Origin of the sequence: Caldivirga sp. MU80 (genome assembly GCF_001663375.1) — an archaeon.
In the GTDB taxonomy this organism is placed as follows: Archaea; Thermoproteota; Thermoprotei; order Thermoproteales; family Thermocladiaceae; genus Caldivirga.
Genome location: NZ_LCTF01000001.1, coordinates 1 through 15784, shown reverse-complemented (window position 1 = coordinate 15784; position 15784 = coordinate 1). Strand labels below are relative to the sequence as shown.

Annotated in this window: 21 protein-coding genes and 1 pseudogene; 12 read left to right on the top strand and 10 right to left on the bottom strand. The window is 46.7% G+C overall.

Going from position 1 to position 15784, the window contains the following annotated elements:
* Positions 1–183 precede the first annotated feature (183 nt).
* Positions 184–1689, bottom strand: coding sequence for a hypothetical protein (locus tag AAX04_RS00105; protein ID WP_066792541.1), 1506 nt, complete (start codon positions 1687–1689; stop codon positions 184–186).
* Between the two features lie 414 nt (positions 1690–2103).
* On the opposite strand from AAX04_RS00105, the gene AAX04_RS00100 reads away from it, so the two are divergent.
* From AAX04_RS00100 to AAX04_RS00090, 3 genes are all read left to right on the top strand, one after another.
* Positions 2104–3126 (top strand): hypothetical protein, encoded by a 1023-nt coding sequence (locus AAX04_RS00100; protein ID WP_066792697.1) that lies wholly within the window; start codon positions 2104–2106, stop codon positions 3124–3126.
* Between the two features lie 138 nt (positions 3127–3264).
* Positions 3265–3756, top strand: coding sequence for an Lrp/AsnC ligand binding domain-containing protein (locus AAX04_RS00095; protein ID WP_066792696.1), 492 nt, complete (start codon positions 3265–3267; stop codon positions 3754–3756).
* 67 nt (positions 3757–3823) lie between these two features.
* Positions 3824–4054, top strand: coding sequence for a hypothetical protein (locus tag AAX04_RS00090; RefSeq protein ID WP_066792540.1), 231 nt, complete (start codon positions 3824–3826; stop codon positions 4052–4054).
* A 35-nt stretch (positions 4055–4089) separates the two neighbouring features.
* Here the strand turns inward: AAX04_RS00090 and AAX04_RS00085 are convergent, their stop codons facing one another.
* Positions 4090–4716: a superoxide dismutase gene (locus AAX04_RS00085; protein WP_066792539.1), complete on the bottom strand. Its 627-nt coding sequence runs from the start codon at positions 4714–4716 to the stop codon at positions 4090–4092.
* A 181-nt stretch (positions 4717–4897) separates the two neighbouring features.
* Here AAX04_RS00085 and AAX04_RS00080 point away from each other — a divergent pair, with 181 nt between their 5' ends.
* The 3 genes from AAX04_RS00080 to AAX04_RS12440 all read left to right on the top strand — a co-directional run bounded on the left by AAX04_RS00080 (position 4898) and on the right by AAX04_RS12440 (position 5652).
* Positions 4898–5119: a hypothetical protein gene (locus tag AAX04_RS00080; protein ID WP_066792537.1), complete on the top strand. Its 222-nt coding sequence runs from the start codon at positions 4898–4900 to the stop codon at positions 5117–5119.
* A 73-nt stretch (positions 5120–5192) separates the two neighbouring features.
* Positions 5193–5432: an Lrp/AsnC ligand binding domain-containing protein gene (locus AAX04_RS00075; RefSeq protein WP_066792535.1), complete on the top strand. Its 240-nt coding sequence runs from the start codon at positions 5193–5195 to the stop codon at positions 5430–5432.
* A 97-nt stretch (positions 5433–5529) separates the two neighbouring features.
* Positions 5530–5652 (top strand): hypothetical protein, encoded by a 123-nt coding sequence (locus AAX04_RS12440; RefSeq protein ID WP_255363384.1) that lies wholly within the window; start codon positions 5530–5532, stop codon positions 5650–5652.
* Positions 5653–5685: 33 nt separating this feature from the next.
* On the opposite strand, the gene trxB is transcribed toward AAX04_RS12440, so the two are convergent.
* Genes trxB through AAX04_RS00060 form a run of 3 tightly spaced genes read right to left on the bottom strand, consistent with a single transcriptional unit; the run spans position 5686 to position 8333 of the window.
* Positions 5686–6720 carry a thioredoxin-disulfide reductase gene (trxB, locus tag AAX04_RS00070; RefSeq protein WP_066792529.1) on the bottom strand — a complete coding sequence of 345 codons (1035 nt, stop codon included), beginning with the start codon at positions 6718–6720 and terminating at the stop codon, positions 5686–5688.
* Positions 6721–6778: 58 nt separating this feature from the next.
* Positions 6779–7408, bottom strand: coding sequence for a V-type ATP synthase subunit D (locus AAX04_RS00065; RefSeq protein ID WP_066792527.1), 630 nt, complete (start codon positions 7406–7408; stop codon positions 6779–6781).
* Between the two features lie 40 nt (positions 7409–7448).
* On the bottom strand, positions 7449–8333 hold the full coding sequence (locus AAX04_RS00060; RefSeq protein ID WP_066792525.1) for an NAD(P)-dependent oxidoreductase: 885 nt from the start codon (positions 8331–8333) through the stop codon (positions 7449–7451).
* Positions 8334–8527: 194 nt separating this feature from the next.
* On the opposite strand from AAX04_RS00060, the gene AAX04_RS00055 reads away from it, so the two are divergent.
* Both AAX04_RS00055 and AAX04_RS00050 read left to right on the top strand, forming a co-directional pair.
* Complete coding sequence (locus tag AAX04_RS00055) at positions 8528–8848, top strand: UxaA family hydrolase (RefSeq protein WP_066792523.1); 321 nt, start codon at positions 8528–8530, stop codon at positions 8846–8848.
* 5 nt (positions 8849–8853) lie between these two features.
* Positions 8854–10026 carry a UxaA family hydrolase gene (locus AAX04_RS00050; protein WP_066792695.1) on the top strand — a complete coding sequence of 391 codons (1173 nt, stop codon included), beginning with the start codon at positions 8854–8856 and terminating at the stop codon, positions 10024–10026.
* Positions 10027–10048: 22 nt separating this feature from the next.
* Here AAX04_RS00050 and AAX04_RS00045 read toward each other — a convergent pair whose 3' ends face one another.
* Both AAX04_RS00045 and AAX04_RS00040 read right to left on the bottom strand, forming a co-directional pair.
* Positions 10049–11101, bottom strand: a complete 1053-nt coding sequence (locus AAX04_RS00045; RefSeq protein ID WP_066792521.1) for a M42 family metallopeptidase — start codon at positions 11099–11101, stop codon at positions 10049–10051.
* Positions 11102–11270: 169 nt separating this feature from the next.
* On the bottom strand, positions 11271–12527 hold the full coding sequence (locus AAX04_RS00040; protein ID WP_066792694.1) for a Glu/Leu/Phe/Val dehydrogenase: 1257 nt from the start codon (positions 12525–12527) through the stop codon (positions 11271–11273).
* Positions 12528–12918: 391 nt separating this feature from the next.
* Between AAX04_RS00040 and AAX04_RS00035 the strand changes: the two genes are divergently transcribed.
* The 4 genes from AAX04_RS00035 to AAX04_RS00020 all read left to right on the top strand — a co-directional run bounded on the left by AAX04_RS00035 (position 12919) and on the right by AAX04_RS00020 (position 13974).
* Positions 12919–13269: a DNA-binding protein gene (locus AAX04_RS00035; RefSeq protein WP_066792519.1), complete on the top strand. Its 351-nt coding sequence runs from the start codon at positions 12919–12921 to the stop codon at positions 13267–13269.
* A 4-nt stretch (positions 13270–13273) separates the two neighbouring features.
* Entirely contained in the window at positions 13274–13432 is a 159-nt protein-coding gene (locus tag AAX04_RS00030) for a 50S ribosomal protein L39e (protein ID WP_066792517.1), read from the top strand.
* 5 nt (positions 13433–13437) lie between these two features.
* Entirely contained in the window at positions 13438–13698 is a 261-nt protein-coding gene (locus AAX04_RS00025) for a 50S ribosomal protein L31e (protein ID WP_066792692.1), read from the top strand.
* A gap of 75 nt (positions 13699–13773) precedes the next feature.
* Positions 13774–13974 carry a 30S ribosomal protein S27e gene (locus AAX04_RS00020; protein ID WP_066792515.1) on the top strand — a complete coding sequence of 67 codons (201 nt, stop codon included), beginning with the start codon at positions 13774–13776 and terminating at the stop codon, positions 13972–13974.
* A 136-nt stretch (positions 13975–14110) separates the two neighbouring features.
* Here the strand turns inward: AAX04_RS00020 and AAX04_RS00015 are convergent, their stop codons facing one another.
* The 3 genes and pseudogenes from AAX04_RS00015 to AAX04_RS00005 form a co-directional block, all read right to left on the bottom strand.
* A complete protein-coding gene (locus AAX04_RS00015) occupies positions 14111–14461 on the bottom strand; it encodes an arcadin 1 (protein ID WP_066792513.1) in 351 nt (116 codons plus the stop codon).
* A 142-nt stretch (positions 14462–14603) separates the two neighbouring features.
* Positions 14604–14888, bottom strand: a pseudogene (locus AAX04_RS00010) (SDR family oxidoreductase); the annotation flags it as partial.
* Positions 14834–15658 carry a zinc ribbon domain-containing protein gene (locus AAX04_RS00005; RefSeq protein ID WP_369818393.1) on the bottom strand — a complete coding sequence of 275 codons (825 nt, stop codon included), beginning with the start codon at positions 15656–15658 and terminating at the stop codon, positions 14834–14836. The gene AAX04_RS00005 and the pseudogene AAX04_RS00010, both read right to left, overlap by 55 nt.
* Positions 15659–15784: the final 126 nt, after the last annotated feature.

Sequence of the window (15784 nt, the reverse complement as noted above, 5' to 3'; positions counted from 1 at the left end):
CTATGGATTTTAGTAAAACATCATTTATCCGTTCCTTGAGTCCCATTACTCATGAGGTTATTGATTAGGCTTATTTGATGATTTAATGGCGATGCCCTAGTCATGGTAGTAAGCGTGAATTAAATAATCAGTGAGCCGTGCGGTAAAGGTGAAAGGAAGCATCTCGATCTTAAGTTTTACTTATTAGGTTAGGCAACCTACGTACACAGTTTGGTTGTATGAGGAGATACCACTGACGTAGTATGGGCTTTGCTGATTAATTATCAAACCACTGGCACTCATGCCGGACTTAGGTGAGTAATGGAGCACCCACGCGAAGTCCGTCCATACAAACTCGTGGTCATATTCCACGTAGCAGATAAATAGGAACTGAAACTTAACCAAGCGGGCTGTTAATAACTTCACACCAAACTCCTCAAACAAAATGGCTGTCTGGGAGGTCTCATTACCCTGAGGCAAGGCCCACGTAGCAGCTTCTGCGTAAGCAACCGAGTATGGTTGATTCACCATCTCAGGGCCACTTAAGTAGAAATACCAAGTGTTATTAACTAAGGCGTAATTACTAGTACCGCCTGTGTTTTCCTGTATCACATGCACCGATGATGCTTCACCATATGTAGACGATGGACTTGCCGAGGGAGGAGTATACTCAGTGTATGAGTTTATGGGTGTTCCTAGATATTTATCGTAATGATACACGTAATCAATCCAACCGCTCTCGTGATCAAACGTACCAATGAAATACTGTATACGACCACCATTCCTAATTATTGCATTACTTGGAATGTAAGCGAACCACACAGCGGGGTTTATGGCATACTCGAGAACGCCGCTTGCATTGATTAAATCCTTGTGAATGAAAATGCAGGTGTCATAAAGGAAAGATCCGTTTCCATCACTGTAAGCCAGCAAATCTACACCATCATACATGGGTACGTAGCCAAACGCTAATTCATAGGTACCATTTTGAAGGTTGGAGCCGAAACATGGGTCTAACATGTTTGTGCCTGGGCTTAATTGGTCTTCATAAATACCTAGATTTAGGTTTGCCTCAGTTTCCTGTGCCGTCTCAGCCCATGCCTCCCTAATGTTCTCGTACTCGTTTACGAAACCTATTATTCCCTTGGCACTATAACTTGCTGTGAATATTAGGCTGTGGTTATTACCGAAGGCCGCCACGTATAATCCACCAATTGCTGGAGACATTGTGAATTTACTACCGTAAGCCCTAGCCCACGCAATGGCCAATGCGTTAAAGGCTATTGGTGCCTTGCCTGGGCTTGGAACAGCAATAATGACTAAATCCTCACCCTTAAGTAATGGATTCAGCGAGTCTATGACTAAGGATGCGTTGTTGCCGAGGTAACTCAGTAAGTAGCCCCAATCAATAACAACCACGGAGCCAGGGGGAACGAGGGATAAGTTGTGGACAGTAATGAACCTAATCAGTGATTGTGGTATGCCGGTGTTGATTAGTCTTTGGGTTAGTGATTGTGGGCCGATGACGTAAATTGGCGTATTTAGGCTGGTGTTAATTGGTGGGCTTATTGGCGTTGGTGCATTGGAGTTAGCCTTCGCCGGCGTGCCTTGCTTACTGGCAACATGCACTGTGGGGAGTATTAGAGCTGTCACCAAGATAACAGCCAATACAATCAACAAAACAACCCAAACCAACCCACCCACACCCATCAAAACCCACACCCCACAAAACCTTTATAAAAACCTACCCCACTGCACTATTCATCCTATACCCACGGGAAACACTCAAACATTGATTAAGCAGTGTTGAAACAAAGATTCCTGGTGGGGCCGCCGGGATTTGAACCCGGGAGTCACCGGCGGGCCGGTTGGGCGTCGGCCAATTAACCTAATGTACCACAGCAATTATTTAAACTTTACCCATGATGCCGATTAAACCCATTAGTAATGCTCATTGGTGGTTATATTCACCATGGTTTAGGTGCCTAACGCCTAGCTGTGAATGGTAGTGAATGGTTACCCTCAGTCTGGGGCATGGCTCATTCACCAGTCATGATCAGGAGTGCTCATCACCAATACTCAACTAGCCTTAATGCTAATAAACTTAACCCAGTCCTTAACGCAATGCTTGGTTACGTGACAAGTGGGCTGCCTCCAAGCATATACAGTAGGCTGTTTAAGTACCAGGTTAGGGTATCCCAGGTAATCCTCATAGCATCCCTAGCATTACTTATAACTGGACCCATACTGTCACCACTCACAATCACCCATGGGAGGGTGATGGTGAGTGGCCTAGTTCTCTTTTACCTAAGCGTAATGTATAGTCAACACCCTGGCTTCACTAGGTTTATGCCTTCACGGCTGGTTTCACTGGCAATAGCAACGTTATCAATATCATGGGCCTTAACCTATGTTTTAAACTTGGGTTCATTTATCTGGAAGGCCCTATTGATTGCGTGGGTTGTTCTTTATATTATGGTGTTCGTCGAGAGGGGGATGGGTAGGATTCCCCTGCTTTACCCAAATGCATTCACGGTAATTGGCTTAGCCTCGATGTTAACCGCCGTGTTCACTAATAACCCCCTCTCATTGGTGGGTTTCCCGCTTGCCTCATTAACCAGCTTAATGAGGAGGGTTGAGGATAGGCGTAAGCCAAGTTACCTTGATGCACCATTCTTCACGATACCAGTGTTAATGTACTTCATTGATAGTAACGTAGCCGTGTCACTGCTGGTTCTTTTTGAGCTAATGGCCATTGGAATACCCTCAACATTGCCTAAGCGAAGTAGCCTATCTGCAGCGTACCCAATTGGGGCTGTCTTAGGTAGATTTAGCCTAGCTGTATCCCTAGCGGCCTCGTTGTACGCGCCACAGTTGGACGTGGTTCACATGATTCTAGTGGGCTTCATCGCCGTCATGATGTCGTCGCTATGTGTACCGATGCTAATACCCGGTTACCTTTGGCTATGGCCGAGGGGTTATGGGTGGGAAACCCCAATACTGGTTGAGGCATCCGCACTACTCAGACTGGTGTATGGCTACTTCGGCCTATGGGCATTATACGTATCACTACTTGCACTTTACACCGCCTTTATCGACATTATCATTCATTACGCTTTAGGCAGGAGGATAATTGTTAAGACTTAGAGAAAGATTTAAATAAAATAAGGTGATATATCCCTAATTCGGACTCATTTTTAAACAGAATGCCTTATCTCCTTAGCATATAGTGTAGATAAACCAATAAGTATATATACCAGTGCCGTTTTTAGTTTTTCGATGAGTATGGAAAGTCAAGTTGAAACTGAGACCATTGGGAGGGAGTTAACGGAAAGGCAGTTACAAATACTACAGTTCCTCCTGAAGAAGGCTCAACCACTGAGGGTCTACACAGTCTACGCCGACCAGGATCAAATAGCCAGGGAACTAGGAATGACTAGGCAGGCCCTCTCTGTCCACCTAAAGAAGCTTAAGGACTTTGGCCTAATAAGGACGGGTAGGGAGTTCGTTGATGTTACGGAGAAGGCGCTTAGGGTCCTTAGGATGAGTGGGGCTGAGGCCATAGTAATGGCTAAGGTTGCGCCTAAGTATAGGCAACAGGTCTACGATAAGCTTAAGGAGCTACCCATAGAGAAGGCCTACAGGGTTTCAGGTGACTACGACTTGGTAATAATAGCTAGGGAGATACACATAAACGATCTTTTAAGGATAATGAGCCAAATGGAGGGTATTGAGGACACCAGGACGTTCATATCACTTGAGGTAATTAAGGAGTAATCAACACTACTCAATTTAAAATTAATTTAAAACCAACATTTATTTAGCATAATTTAAACTTAAGGTTATGAGAAGAACCCTAAGCAAACCCACGGATATAAGGAGGTACCTTAACCACGTGGTATCGGTAGGTGCCTTGATAATCCTCATGCCGCTACTAATAGCCACCTTACCATTCCTTAAACGCCTGGCATCAGCAATATACACATCAACACTGGTCCTCTTTATACTTGGCCTCTACCTAATTAGCATTAATATTATTATGAATCATGGTTCTCGTGGAAAGAGGACTAGTTGAAATTAAATGTTAATCTGCACTGCTAATTGCCATATTTACTTCGTGTACTTCCTCAGCCTGTTCTCGGCCTCCTCCCAATTCACCACATTCCAAATGGCGTCTATGTAGCCATTCCTATTATTCTTGTACTGTAGGTAGTATGCATGCTCAAACTCGTCAATTATCAGCAGTATCGGTAACTCAGCTATGTGCTGGTTGTAGTGGTTCTCGAAGGTGGTGAACTCTAGGTTACCGGTCTCCGTATCGTAGTAGAGCACTGTCCATCCGCAGCCGGGTAGTGACCTCATGGTCTCCGTGAATATGGCCTTAAACCTATCGAAGCTGCCGAACTGCTTAACTATTAAATCGCCAAGGTAACCACCTGGAGCACCCCCACCCTTCCCAGCGGGGGCCATTGAGTGCCAGTACAGGGTGTGTAGCTTATGCCCATTTATATTGAAGAATAGGCTCCTAAGTAGCCCCTGTATGTCGTAGCTGGTGACCTCGCTTCTAAGTACCTTCTCAAGCCTCTCAATGGTGGCGTTTGCGCCATTTACATAGGCCTTATGGTGGCCGTTATAGTGTACGTCAATGACTTGCCCGCTTATGTGTGGTTCAAGTGCATTCACCGAGTACGGTAGTGGGGGTAGTTCATACCTCTTGAATAGGTATTGGGAAGCCATAACTCAACCACCGGTTAACCCTTTATAAATAATTCACCGCTGTTAACCTTCGCTGTGGATTAAAACTTTTAGTGATGCATCATGAGACTTAAATTTCAGTCTTGGTGCGTGGTTATTTATGTGCAGGGGACTCTGGTTATATTATCCGCTACTTAAAAATCGCTCAATAGGTGGTAACAGTGTGGACACGATCACGCTGATCTACGATGACTCAACCATGAGTCTAATTAAGGACCTGTTAAATAGGGGTGCCGCCAACATTAAGTTGATTAAGGCTTATGGCGATGAACTCCCCACGCCAATAGTGATAACCGGTAATATCGTGTTAACTGGGCTTCAAGCCGTGCAGTACATAAGGAATGTATTATATTATAACGGCCAAAACGTTCATAATAGTGTCTAATTCCTCTTAGTTAAATTCATTTAAACCTACCCAATGCTAAATATTTATAAATTCAAACCAGGTGAAGTAATATATGGCGTTTGAGGTTTTCCTCCTGGTCCAGACAAGGGTTGGAAAGGTGTTTGAGGTGTCGGAGAAGATAAAGGCCATTAACTGGGTTAAGGTAGCGTACTCAGTAACCGGCCCTTACGATGTAATCGCCCTAGCTGAGGTGGATAGGGTTGATGACCTGGAGAACTTGATAAAAATGATACACTCGATTGATGGTGTTGAGAGAACCTTAACAGCAATGGTCATTAGGAAACACGGCTGAATTGGACATAATTCTAGCTTAGTCTGAAAAGGATGCATAATATTACATCTGCGTAAGTTTTTTAAGCATATTAGAGTACTAATACTTGGTGGGAAGTATGCAGATAATTACCCTTAGAAATTACGTGTATTCACCCTGTCAGATACTATACCCAAGGCTATGCCTTGGGTATAGGGTTAGGGGTATAACTATGATTGACGCTAAGGCTAGGTTAAAGTAACATTTAATGCGGTAAAGAATTAATTTAAAATTTTTACTTTTCCCTGTTCTGACCATACTTAGTGAGTATGTAGTTATAGGCTGAGTAGGCTGCTAGGGCACCTTGGGCCGCGGCCACTATTATCTGCCTAAACCCCCTTGGTGTTAGGCTCACGCAGTCGCCGGCTGCGTATACGCCCTTAACACTGGTCTCCATCATGTGGTTCACTACTATGTAACCGTTGCCGTCAAGTTCAAGGCCCATTGACTTAAAGAAATTGATGGGTGGTTCAGCCCCTATCTCAACGAATATGCCGTCTATGGGTAGCTCGGTAATCTGCCCAGTGTCAACCCTCTGCAGTACCGCCGATTTAAGCACCTTGTCACCCTTAAGCTCCTTAACCACCGTGTTCCATATTATGGTTATCTTGTTATTTTTAAGTAAAAGTTCCTGGTATATAGGCTGTGCCCTTAACTTATCCCTCCTATGTATCATGTAAACCTTAGTTGCGTACTCAGTTAGCAGCAACGCTGCCGATGCCGCCGAGTCACCACCGCCAACCACGGCGACCACCTTATCCTTAAATAATGGTGCATCGCAGGGTGCGCAGTAGCTAACACCCCTACCGTTATACTTATCCTCACCAGGTACGTTAAGCTTCCTCCTCTTCTCACCAACAGCAATTATAACGGTCCTAGAGGTAAATTCGTCGCCGGATACCGTGATCACCCTGAATAATTCACCCTCCTTAACCACCTTCTCCACTGAATCAAGCAGTATTGGCACGTTGTAGTACTTAACGTGCTCCTCAAATTTATTCACTAGGTCAGGTCCAGTTATCCTAGTGTAGCCTAGGTAGTCCTCAACCCAACCAGCCTTACCAACCTGCCCACCAACCTCCTCAGTTATGATTATTGAACTTAACCCAAACCTAGCCGCGTATATGGCCGCGTTGAGCCCAGCTGGTCCACCACCAACTATTATGGTATCAAGTACCTTACCCTTAAACTTCTCAGCCACCTCACCGGATAACTCTAGGCCTGTGGTGTTGAGCAGCGTTGACGTTAATAAACCACCTCCAGATGACATAAGGCCTCATTATCCAGGTCACTTATAAACCCTTCTCAAGCCTCACCGCTGGTTTAGTTTAGGTGGTGCCTATTATTCTGTTTATTATTACCCTCCTTATGAAGTCCTCCCTCTCTATTTCATCAAGGGCAAGCCTTATGAACGATAATGAGTCCCTTATCCTGGGTAGTATTACGTTATCAATGGCGTTTATCATCCTTTGGTACTCCCTAACCCTGTATAGGAGGGTGTAGAATATGTTCTCCAGGTTAATTAACTCCATTAGTGATGGTAATATTGAGACTAATTCCGTTAGGGCTGAGTCAAGCTCCGTGGGCACGCTGTATATGCCGTATGTTGGGCCGCCAAAGCCCTTGACGTTAAGTACACCGAACTTTAACCCACCAATAACCCTATCCTCAACGTAGCCATCAACCCTAACCCTCGTTGATGATGCCATTAGATTCAACGCCTCCGCGCCAACCCTATTTTTAGCCGCCTGGTAAAGTTCAGCAACCCTGCCTATCTCACCATAGGAAACCTTCCTCTTACTCTCAAGCGTTGGTATCAGCGCCCTCAGTCTCTGTAGGGTGGCGTTCCTGGCGTCCTCAATAGTCTTCCTAATCCTCCTATACAGCGCCTCCTGGGTCCTTAACCTAATCAACATTAGCCTTGATGGAGTTGGCCTTTGAAGCGCCGATACAGACATTACTCTCAACTCGACTGGGCAGTGGCTTTATTTTAAAAGTTTAAGCCCCACCCTGCATCAACAGGTCGTATAACTTAACCAATGCGTGGGTACCCTCCTCACCCAGCCCAAGGGCCACTAGGGCATTGTAGAGCTGCAGTAGCACGCCAACACCGGGCATCGGCATGTTTAACCTAGTGGCCAGATCCACGACATATTTCAAGTCCTTCCTGAGGTGGGAGGACTTGAAGCCCGGCTTAAAGTCACCTGAAAGTACCCTTGGCATTAATTGCCTAATAACCTCCGAATTACCCATGCCACTCATCAGTACCTGCTGAACCTTATTGATATCAGCCCCAGCCCTCTTAGCTAAGGCAAGCGCCTCAACCATAGCCAATGTATTTAACCCAACCACGACTTGGTTGATTAACTTGAGTAGTTGCCCTGACCCAACGTCACCGGCGTATATTATCACCTTACCCATCGCCTCGAAGACGGGCTTAACCCTCTCAAAGACCTCATGTCTACCTCCAACCATTATTGTTAAGGTACCTTCCCTAGCCCCCTTATCACCACCAGTCACTGGTGCATCAAGGAACTCAATGCCAAACTTAGACAACCTCTCACTGAACTCAACAGCATGGTCCGGTGAGTTGGTGCTCATATCAACAACCACTAATCCATCATGCCTCCCCTCAACCACACCACCCTGCCCAAACAATACCTGCATTAAATCTGGAGCATCAACAAGCATGCATACCACTACATCCGACTTCTCAGCAACCTCCTTAGGCGATGAGGCGACTGGCACACCTAACCTACTGAACTGCTCAGTCTTACTACGGGTCCTGTTATAGACGATTAACGGAAAACCAGCCTTAAAGATATTCATTGCCATCGGCGCACCCATCGTTCCCAACCCTATGAAACCAACCCTAAGGACCATAAGCAACAAAATTCGCCGTCATTTAAAACATTTTCGTACAACCCCCTTAAACACTCATGATGATACAGCCTAGGCCCTATAGCCTAGTGAAAGACATAATTTACACTAAACATTGTAAACGCCACCTCCCTCAGCTTCCAGGGTGGATTCGTCTACGCCGGAGTACTTAAATTCAATGCGTGGGTGTCCTGGTAATGCAGACTGCGCAAAGCCTACCTGACGTTAGGGATGCTACCCTACTTAACCCAAGCGATAACGTGGCCATAGCGTTAAGGGATTTAAAGGCTGGAGATGCAGTGAAGTTAAGCATCGGTTCCTCAACCGTGGTGATTAGGCTTCTTAATGATATACCCTTCGGCCACAAGTTCGCCGTGAGGGATATACCAATGTGCGGGTTAGTGGTTAAGTATGGGCATGTGATTGGTAGGGCTAAGAGGGATATTAAGGCTGGGGAGCATGTCCACGTTCATAACGTTGAAAGTTTAACCTCAGTTCACAGCGCCTGTAAAGGGTGATTGGAATGGCCAATGCTCCAACTGTGATGGGTTACGTTAGGCCTGACGGTAGGGTGGGTATTAGAAACCACGTACTAGTCATGTCAACCGTGATATGCTCAAGTGTGGTTACCCGTAGGATAGCTGAGCAGGTTAATGGGGCTGTGGCCATTGAGAACCCATTCGGCTGTGGCCAACTTGAACCAGACCTACAAGTAACCAAGAGAACGTTGGTGGGTATGGCGAAGAATCCTAATGTTGGCGCCGTCCTAGTTGTTGGACTTGGGTGTGAGCAGATTCAGGCAGATGAAGTGGCTGATGAGATTGCTAAGACTGGTAAGCCGGTTGAGAGGATTGTAATACAGGACGTTAACGGCGGCACACCAGCAGCCATAGAGAGGGGTGTTACGTTGTTGAGGAGGATGGCTGAGGAGACCCTGGCCCAAAGGCCCACTGAGGTTGATGCATCATCACTAGTCATGGGGGTTGAATGCGGCGGCTCAGATGCAACGTCGGGGTTAGCCTCAAACCCAGTCGTGGGTTACGTGTCAGATAAGTTAATTGACCTCGGGGGCACGGTAATCCTATCCGAGACCCCGGAAATGATAGGGGCTGAGGAGATACTGGCTAAGAGGGCCGTGTCCAAGGAGGTGGCTGATAGGATTTACGAGATTGTTGGTAAGTGGGTTAGGTTAGCGGCCTCATACAACGTCGACCTAGTGGGTACTCAACCAGCACCAGGTAACATAGCTGGTGGCATATCCACAATAGAGGAGAAGTCCCTCGGCGCCATAATTAAGGGTGGCTCAAGGACAATACAAGGTGTCCTAGACTACGCTGAGGAGGTTAAGGGGAAGGGGCTGTTCATAATGGACACCCCAGGTTACGACATAATGTCGGTGGTTGGCATGGTGGCAGGCGGCGCAACACTGGTGATCTTCACAACGGGTAGAGGGACTCCAACCGGTAACCCAATTGCCCCAGTCATAAAGGTAACCGCCAACCCATACACCTACAACAAGATGAAGGAGAACATCGACTTCGATGCCAGCACCGTTGTTAGGGGTGTGGAGACTGTGGAGCAGGCTGGGGAGAGGTTATTCAACCTAATGCTTGAGGTTGCCAGGGGTAGGCAAACTAAGGCTGAGTTACTGGGCTTCAGGGAATTCGTAATACACAAGATCATACCATCATTTTAATGCGCAGCCGAGTTAAGTGAAATTATAGGGTAATCTTAATTGCCTTACTCAACTCTCCGTGTTCCCTTATCACTAGGCTTACCAGGGACTCCACCTGCTTAACATCATCAAGGTTAACCACAGAGTGAGGCGTGTGGATGTACCTTGCCGGTGTTGAAATCACTACTGTTGGAACACCAACCCCATGCACATGCACCACCCCTGCATCAGTGCCGCCGTAGGGGTTAACCTGAACCTGATACTTGACTCCACTTGACGATGCAAGCCCCAGTACCGCTGAGAGTAGGCGTGGATTAGTTACCATTGACCTATCCAGAGCCCTAATGGCGGCGCCGCCACCAACCCTAGTGACCCACTCATTCTCAGGGTTTGCCGGTACGTCAGCGGCCACGGTGGTCTCAACCACGATAGCCATATCCGGGTTGATTGCGTTAACCGCAGCATTAATGCCCCTTAAACCAACCTCCTCCTGGGTGTTCCACACCATGTAAAGTGAAACGTCACCAGTTACCAACCTCCCAGCATCCTCCGCAATGTCTATTAACACGCCGCAGCCAACCCTATTATCAAGGGCCTTACCAATAACCACACCACCCCTCTCCCTAAACGACCCGGCGAAGGTCCCCGCTACCCCTGGCGCTATGCCATTCTTAAACGCATCCTCAGCCGAAGAAAAACCTGCATCGATGTAAATCTCCTCAAACCGTGATGGCGGCTTCTCCCTCCTGAGGTGTGGTGGATCAACGCCCACCGTACCGTAGACATCACCATTGCGGCCCATGAAAACCACCTCCTGCTCAATCATTGTCCACGTGTCAATACCACCAATCGGCACAACCCTAATGAACCCCCTCTGATCAACGTGAGAGACCATGAACCCAACCTCATCAACATGGGCACTTACCATTATCTTAAAGGGCCCGTTACCAACCCTGGCTATTAAATTACCCATGTTGTCGATATTAACCTTATCGACGTGATCCCTAACCATGCCTAGTATCAACCTCACCACCCTATCCTCAAAACCAGAGGGGCCTAGTTCGAGGGTTAGTCTCGATAACCTCAAGGTATCCATGATGCCTAAATAATGCCGGAGTATTAATGCTTAACCTCCGGTGATCGGTCTCAGCAAATTGTACTACCATTTATTGTTGATTTTTAAATGAAAGATAGGCATCTTCATCAGGTTAATGATAATTATAAGAGTTTGGAAAAACTGTGGGTTTAAACAATCACCGTAGCTCCTAGATCCAACCCCTAAGTCTCATCGCCTTCTCCACCCTACTCACAGCCAGCACTATTGCTGCATCCCTCATTGTGACTCCCTCCCTCTTAATCTTACCGTACTCGTCTAGTACCCTCTTGAAGTTGCCGATTAGTATATTCTCAAGCCTGCTTCTAGTCTCCTCCTCGCTCCAAGTCATCCACTGCAGATTCTCAACCCACTCAAGGTAACTCATTATGACACCACCTGCGTTTGCCAATATGTCAGGCACTATAACGACACCCCTCTTCGTTAGGTACTCCTCAGCCTCAGGTGTTGTTGGCCCATTGGCACCCTCAACTATCAACTTGGCCTTAACCTTGGATACGTTATCAGCTCTAATAGTGTTCTCTATGGCGCTGGGCATCAGCACATCGGCATTAACGTACAGTGCGTCATCGGGGGCTAGCCTCTGCCCACCTGGGTAGTTGATAACCTTACCTGTCTTGTTCTTAATCTCCATGGCTTTCCCAACGTCTATGCCATTTGGATCGTAAACCGTGCCTGACGTATCAGCTACCGCAACCACCTTGGCACCCATTTTACTAGCCCAGTAGGCTGCCCACTGGCCCGTGTTACCGAAGCCATGCACACTAACCCTAACGCCACTTAAATTACCGTTGAATAGACTACTCCACGCCTCCCTAGCCATAACCACAACGCCAAAGCCAGTTGCGTACTCCCTGACTGGGTTACCCCACAGCTCAATTGGCTTGGCTGTGAAGACTGCTGGAACATTTCTGCCGGTTATCTTACTGTACTCATCAACCATCCAGGCCATTATTTGGGGGTTAGTTCCTACGTCAGGTGCTGGGATATCCACCTCAGGGCCTATGGCCATGTAGATTGCCCTTACGTAGGCCCTGGATAATTCCTCAAGTTCACTTGGCTTAAGGGCCTTTGGGTCAACCCTAACAGCACCCTTACCACCACCGTATGGTATGCCGGCTAGGCTATTCTTAAGTGTCATTAAAGTAGCCAAAGCTATATCATCCTCAAGGGTTACCTCGGGGTGGAACCTAATGCCACCCTTAAATGGCCCCAAGGCATTATTGTGCTGAACCCTGTAACCCTCAAATAACTTAACTGAACCATTAACCTTCACCGGTATTGACACAGCCACAACCCTCATAGGTCTAGATAGGTAATCATAGACTACCTCATCGAAGCCGCCTATCTCAACGGCCCTCTTAAGGATCTTTAACGTGTCCTGTAGGAACACCGACTGCATGGGCATTCCAAATATGGAGCTCACTTAGTTCACCGAACAGCCTAGCGGCTCTGCATTTATAAATTTTTCTAATTATTTTATTTAACACAATATATCGATATATAATATATATTTTATTACCTGAGTGTGTAAAGGTGAGTAGCTTTAAACTGAACTGATCACTTCGTACTTATCATTAATACTTTTAATTTGTAAAATATGGAGATGTTTACAACTATTGATTCACCCAACACAGTCGTTATGAGTACCCATCCTTAATGACTATTTACCACGTAGATGAACCAATTCACGGTTATTCCCGGGTTTATACGAAAATAAACCTATTAGCGGCTACTGTGAATCGGAGGTATCTCGGGATGCAGTAGGTTTTTAAACCTATGCGTGGGCTTAGTGATGTATGAGCTACTACGATGACGAAGAAGACACGGTTAATGATGAAGAACTTGAGGAGGCTAGGAGGAGGAAGCTTGAGGAACTTCAGAGAAAGGCAGAGGAAGAGGAGAGGAAAAGGGCCGAGGAGGCCCAAAGGAGAGCCATTATTAGGGTTATTCTGACACCAGAGGCCAGGAGTAGGCTGGATAACCTTAGGCTTGTTAAGCCTGAGCTTGTTGAGTCCATTGAAAGCCAGTTAATTACACTCGCCCAGTCAGGTAGGATTAAGGTACCTATAACGGACGAAGAACTTAAAAAGATACTGGAGGCCGTCTATAACCAAACCAGGAGGGAGTATAGGATTAGGTTCAGGTGATGGCATGGCAACCCATAAATCACCGGCATTCAAGTTAAGGCTAGCGTCAGCGGGGAAGTCAAATAGGAACCCGCCAGCCTGGGTTATGGTTAAAACAAACAGGAGGTTCACGTACAACGTTAAGCGTAGAAATTGGAGGAGGGTGAAGCTTGAACTAGGGTGATGGCCATGGCCAGTAATGAGGTGGTGTTATCCATAAACCTGAGGGATGTTAAGAAGGCCTCAAGGACCAGAAGGGCCCCATACGCCGCTAGGTTAATCAAGAGTATTGCGGCTAGGCATGCAAAGGTTGATGAGGATAAGGTTAAGCTGAGTGAAAGCCTCAATAACGTGCTCTGGAGTAATGGCATACAAAGGCCACCGTCTAAAATCAAGGTTAAGATAACTAAGCGTGAGGACGGCACAGTCCTCGTTGAGTACCAGGGCTAAGTTCATTAAAACGTGGCCATTGTCCGGTGTGTTGTTAAGTAATCTTTAAAAACCCAATGAGTTGCATGCACGGGTATGCCGAACTTCAGGAACGTACTAATACCGGCACCCAAGTCAAGGTTCATCAGGGTTAGGTGCAACCAGTGCGGCAACGAGCAGGTGATATTTGATCACGCCACAGTGGAGGTTAGGTGTCTAGTATGCGGCAACCTGCTAGCTAGGCCAACTGGGGGTAGGGCTGAGATACTGGGTACCGTGGTTAAGGTACTTGAGTAACCTGCCCTTTCCATTTCATACTACCCATTAGGGTAGGGAATCTCCTCTCCATTGCTATTCACCACTAAGGTGAAAGCCTAATATCAGGGAACAGGGATGCTGGTTACCGTGGAAAATACTCCCTACCCCTAGCGGTTTAATGCTCCTCCTTAAGTATCTCTATCTTCCCGCCCTGTATCTTAACGTAGACGTACTCACCCACGTCAATTTTCCCACCTAACTCCTCCATCTCCTCCTCAGTTAACATAAGAGTCACCCTGGGTACGGGTATTTTACCACTGACCATCTGGCCTAGCATTGGTATGGACCTGAATATGTTCTGCATCATCTCAAGCATATCCCTAGTTAACCCAGCAGACTCACCTGAGGTTGTGGCAACAAGCCCAGGATTCTCCCTCTCCTCAACAATGTCGATCTTAAACATCCTCCCACCGAAGGGATCCATTACCAGTGTCTTACTAACCACGTAACCCTTAAACCCAGCCATAGTTCAGTGACCTCTATTAACTTAATATACTTTCCGCAGCCTTATTAATAGGCCATCACCGTTTAAACATGAACAATGAATACTGATGATGATAAAACCTTATGGTGCTTACTCAATGAGACCCATGAACCATTGATGAGCGCTACTGTTGCGTAAGTGTCTTAAGCACTCTCTTCAATTCCTGCACCTTATCCCTCCCACTGAGCAGCACCCTCATTATTAACTCACCCACCTCAGGATCCTGAACCAACGTGCCTATTGAACCACCTATAACGTCTGGGTCCATGTAAATCATCTTAATCGTCATACCACCATCTATAGTGAAGTTAACGCCAGTTATCCAGGAGGCCTCGTCGGAGACCAGGAAGGCCACTAGGTTGGCCACATCCATCGGATCCCCAACCCTACCGGCTGGGTGTTGGGCATGATGACCCCCTCCTCGCCCTTTGGGGGCGAGGGTTTCATTGTGGGGGTCTCGACAGTTGCCCCCTCTTTGGGGGTTATTGGTTTTACGCCGTTAGTGGTGATTATGTAGCTCAGTATCTTCTTTGGTATAGGCGTCTCATAGCCCACTCTTTTTGCAATATTCCTTGCTGCGTTTAGGTCGGCGTTGATTTCTATGCCAGTTGTCTGGCATATGTAGAGTCCCCTCTTCACTCTACCATTCTCATGCTTCATATCACAGATGGAGCATTGTTTGCTAGTCCCATACTCATTCACCACATTGAGCCTTATCCCATACTCCTCAAGAACATCCTTAAGCCAATTAATGATCTTGTTGAACCACCAAACATTGGTGTTGTACTCATTGCCATCATCTTGACTCACCATGTATGGGTAGCCAACGAAGACTTCATCAATGCCCATCTGCCACAGTGCCTTAGCCAGGAACCTAATGGCTGTACGATAGTAATGCCTAAGTCTCTCCCTCTTCTTGTAAACAGCATGAAGGTAGAATGCATGGTACTTACGCCATGTCTTGAATCCGTGGTTCCTCAACCAATCCCTAATGGCTTGGTAGGTCTTAACCTCCCTCTTCCAGTAATAGTACTCAGCTTTAATCGTCGAACCCTTGATTAGGATTGCAACGTCAGTGTGATTAAACACTACAGCAAACAAGTTGTTTAAGCCAATGTCTATGAATGCCTTATTACCACCCCTAGGCTCCTCAATCCGTATCTTCTCGTAAACACCCATCACGTAACCCCTCGGGTTACTCCTAGCAGGCTTCTCACCAATGCTTATTGGCACATAGGCAAACCACCTATTGCCCTCAAGCTTAATTACGAGTACGCCCTGCTTACCACTCCACTTAACCCTACC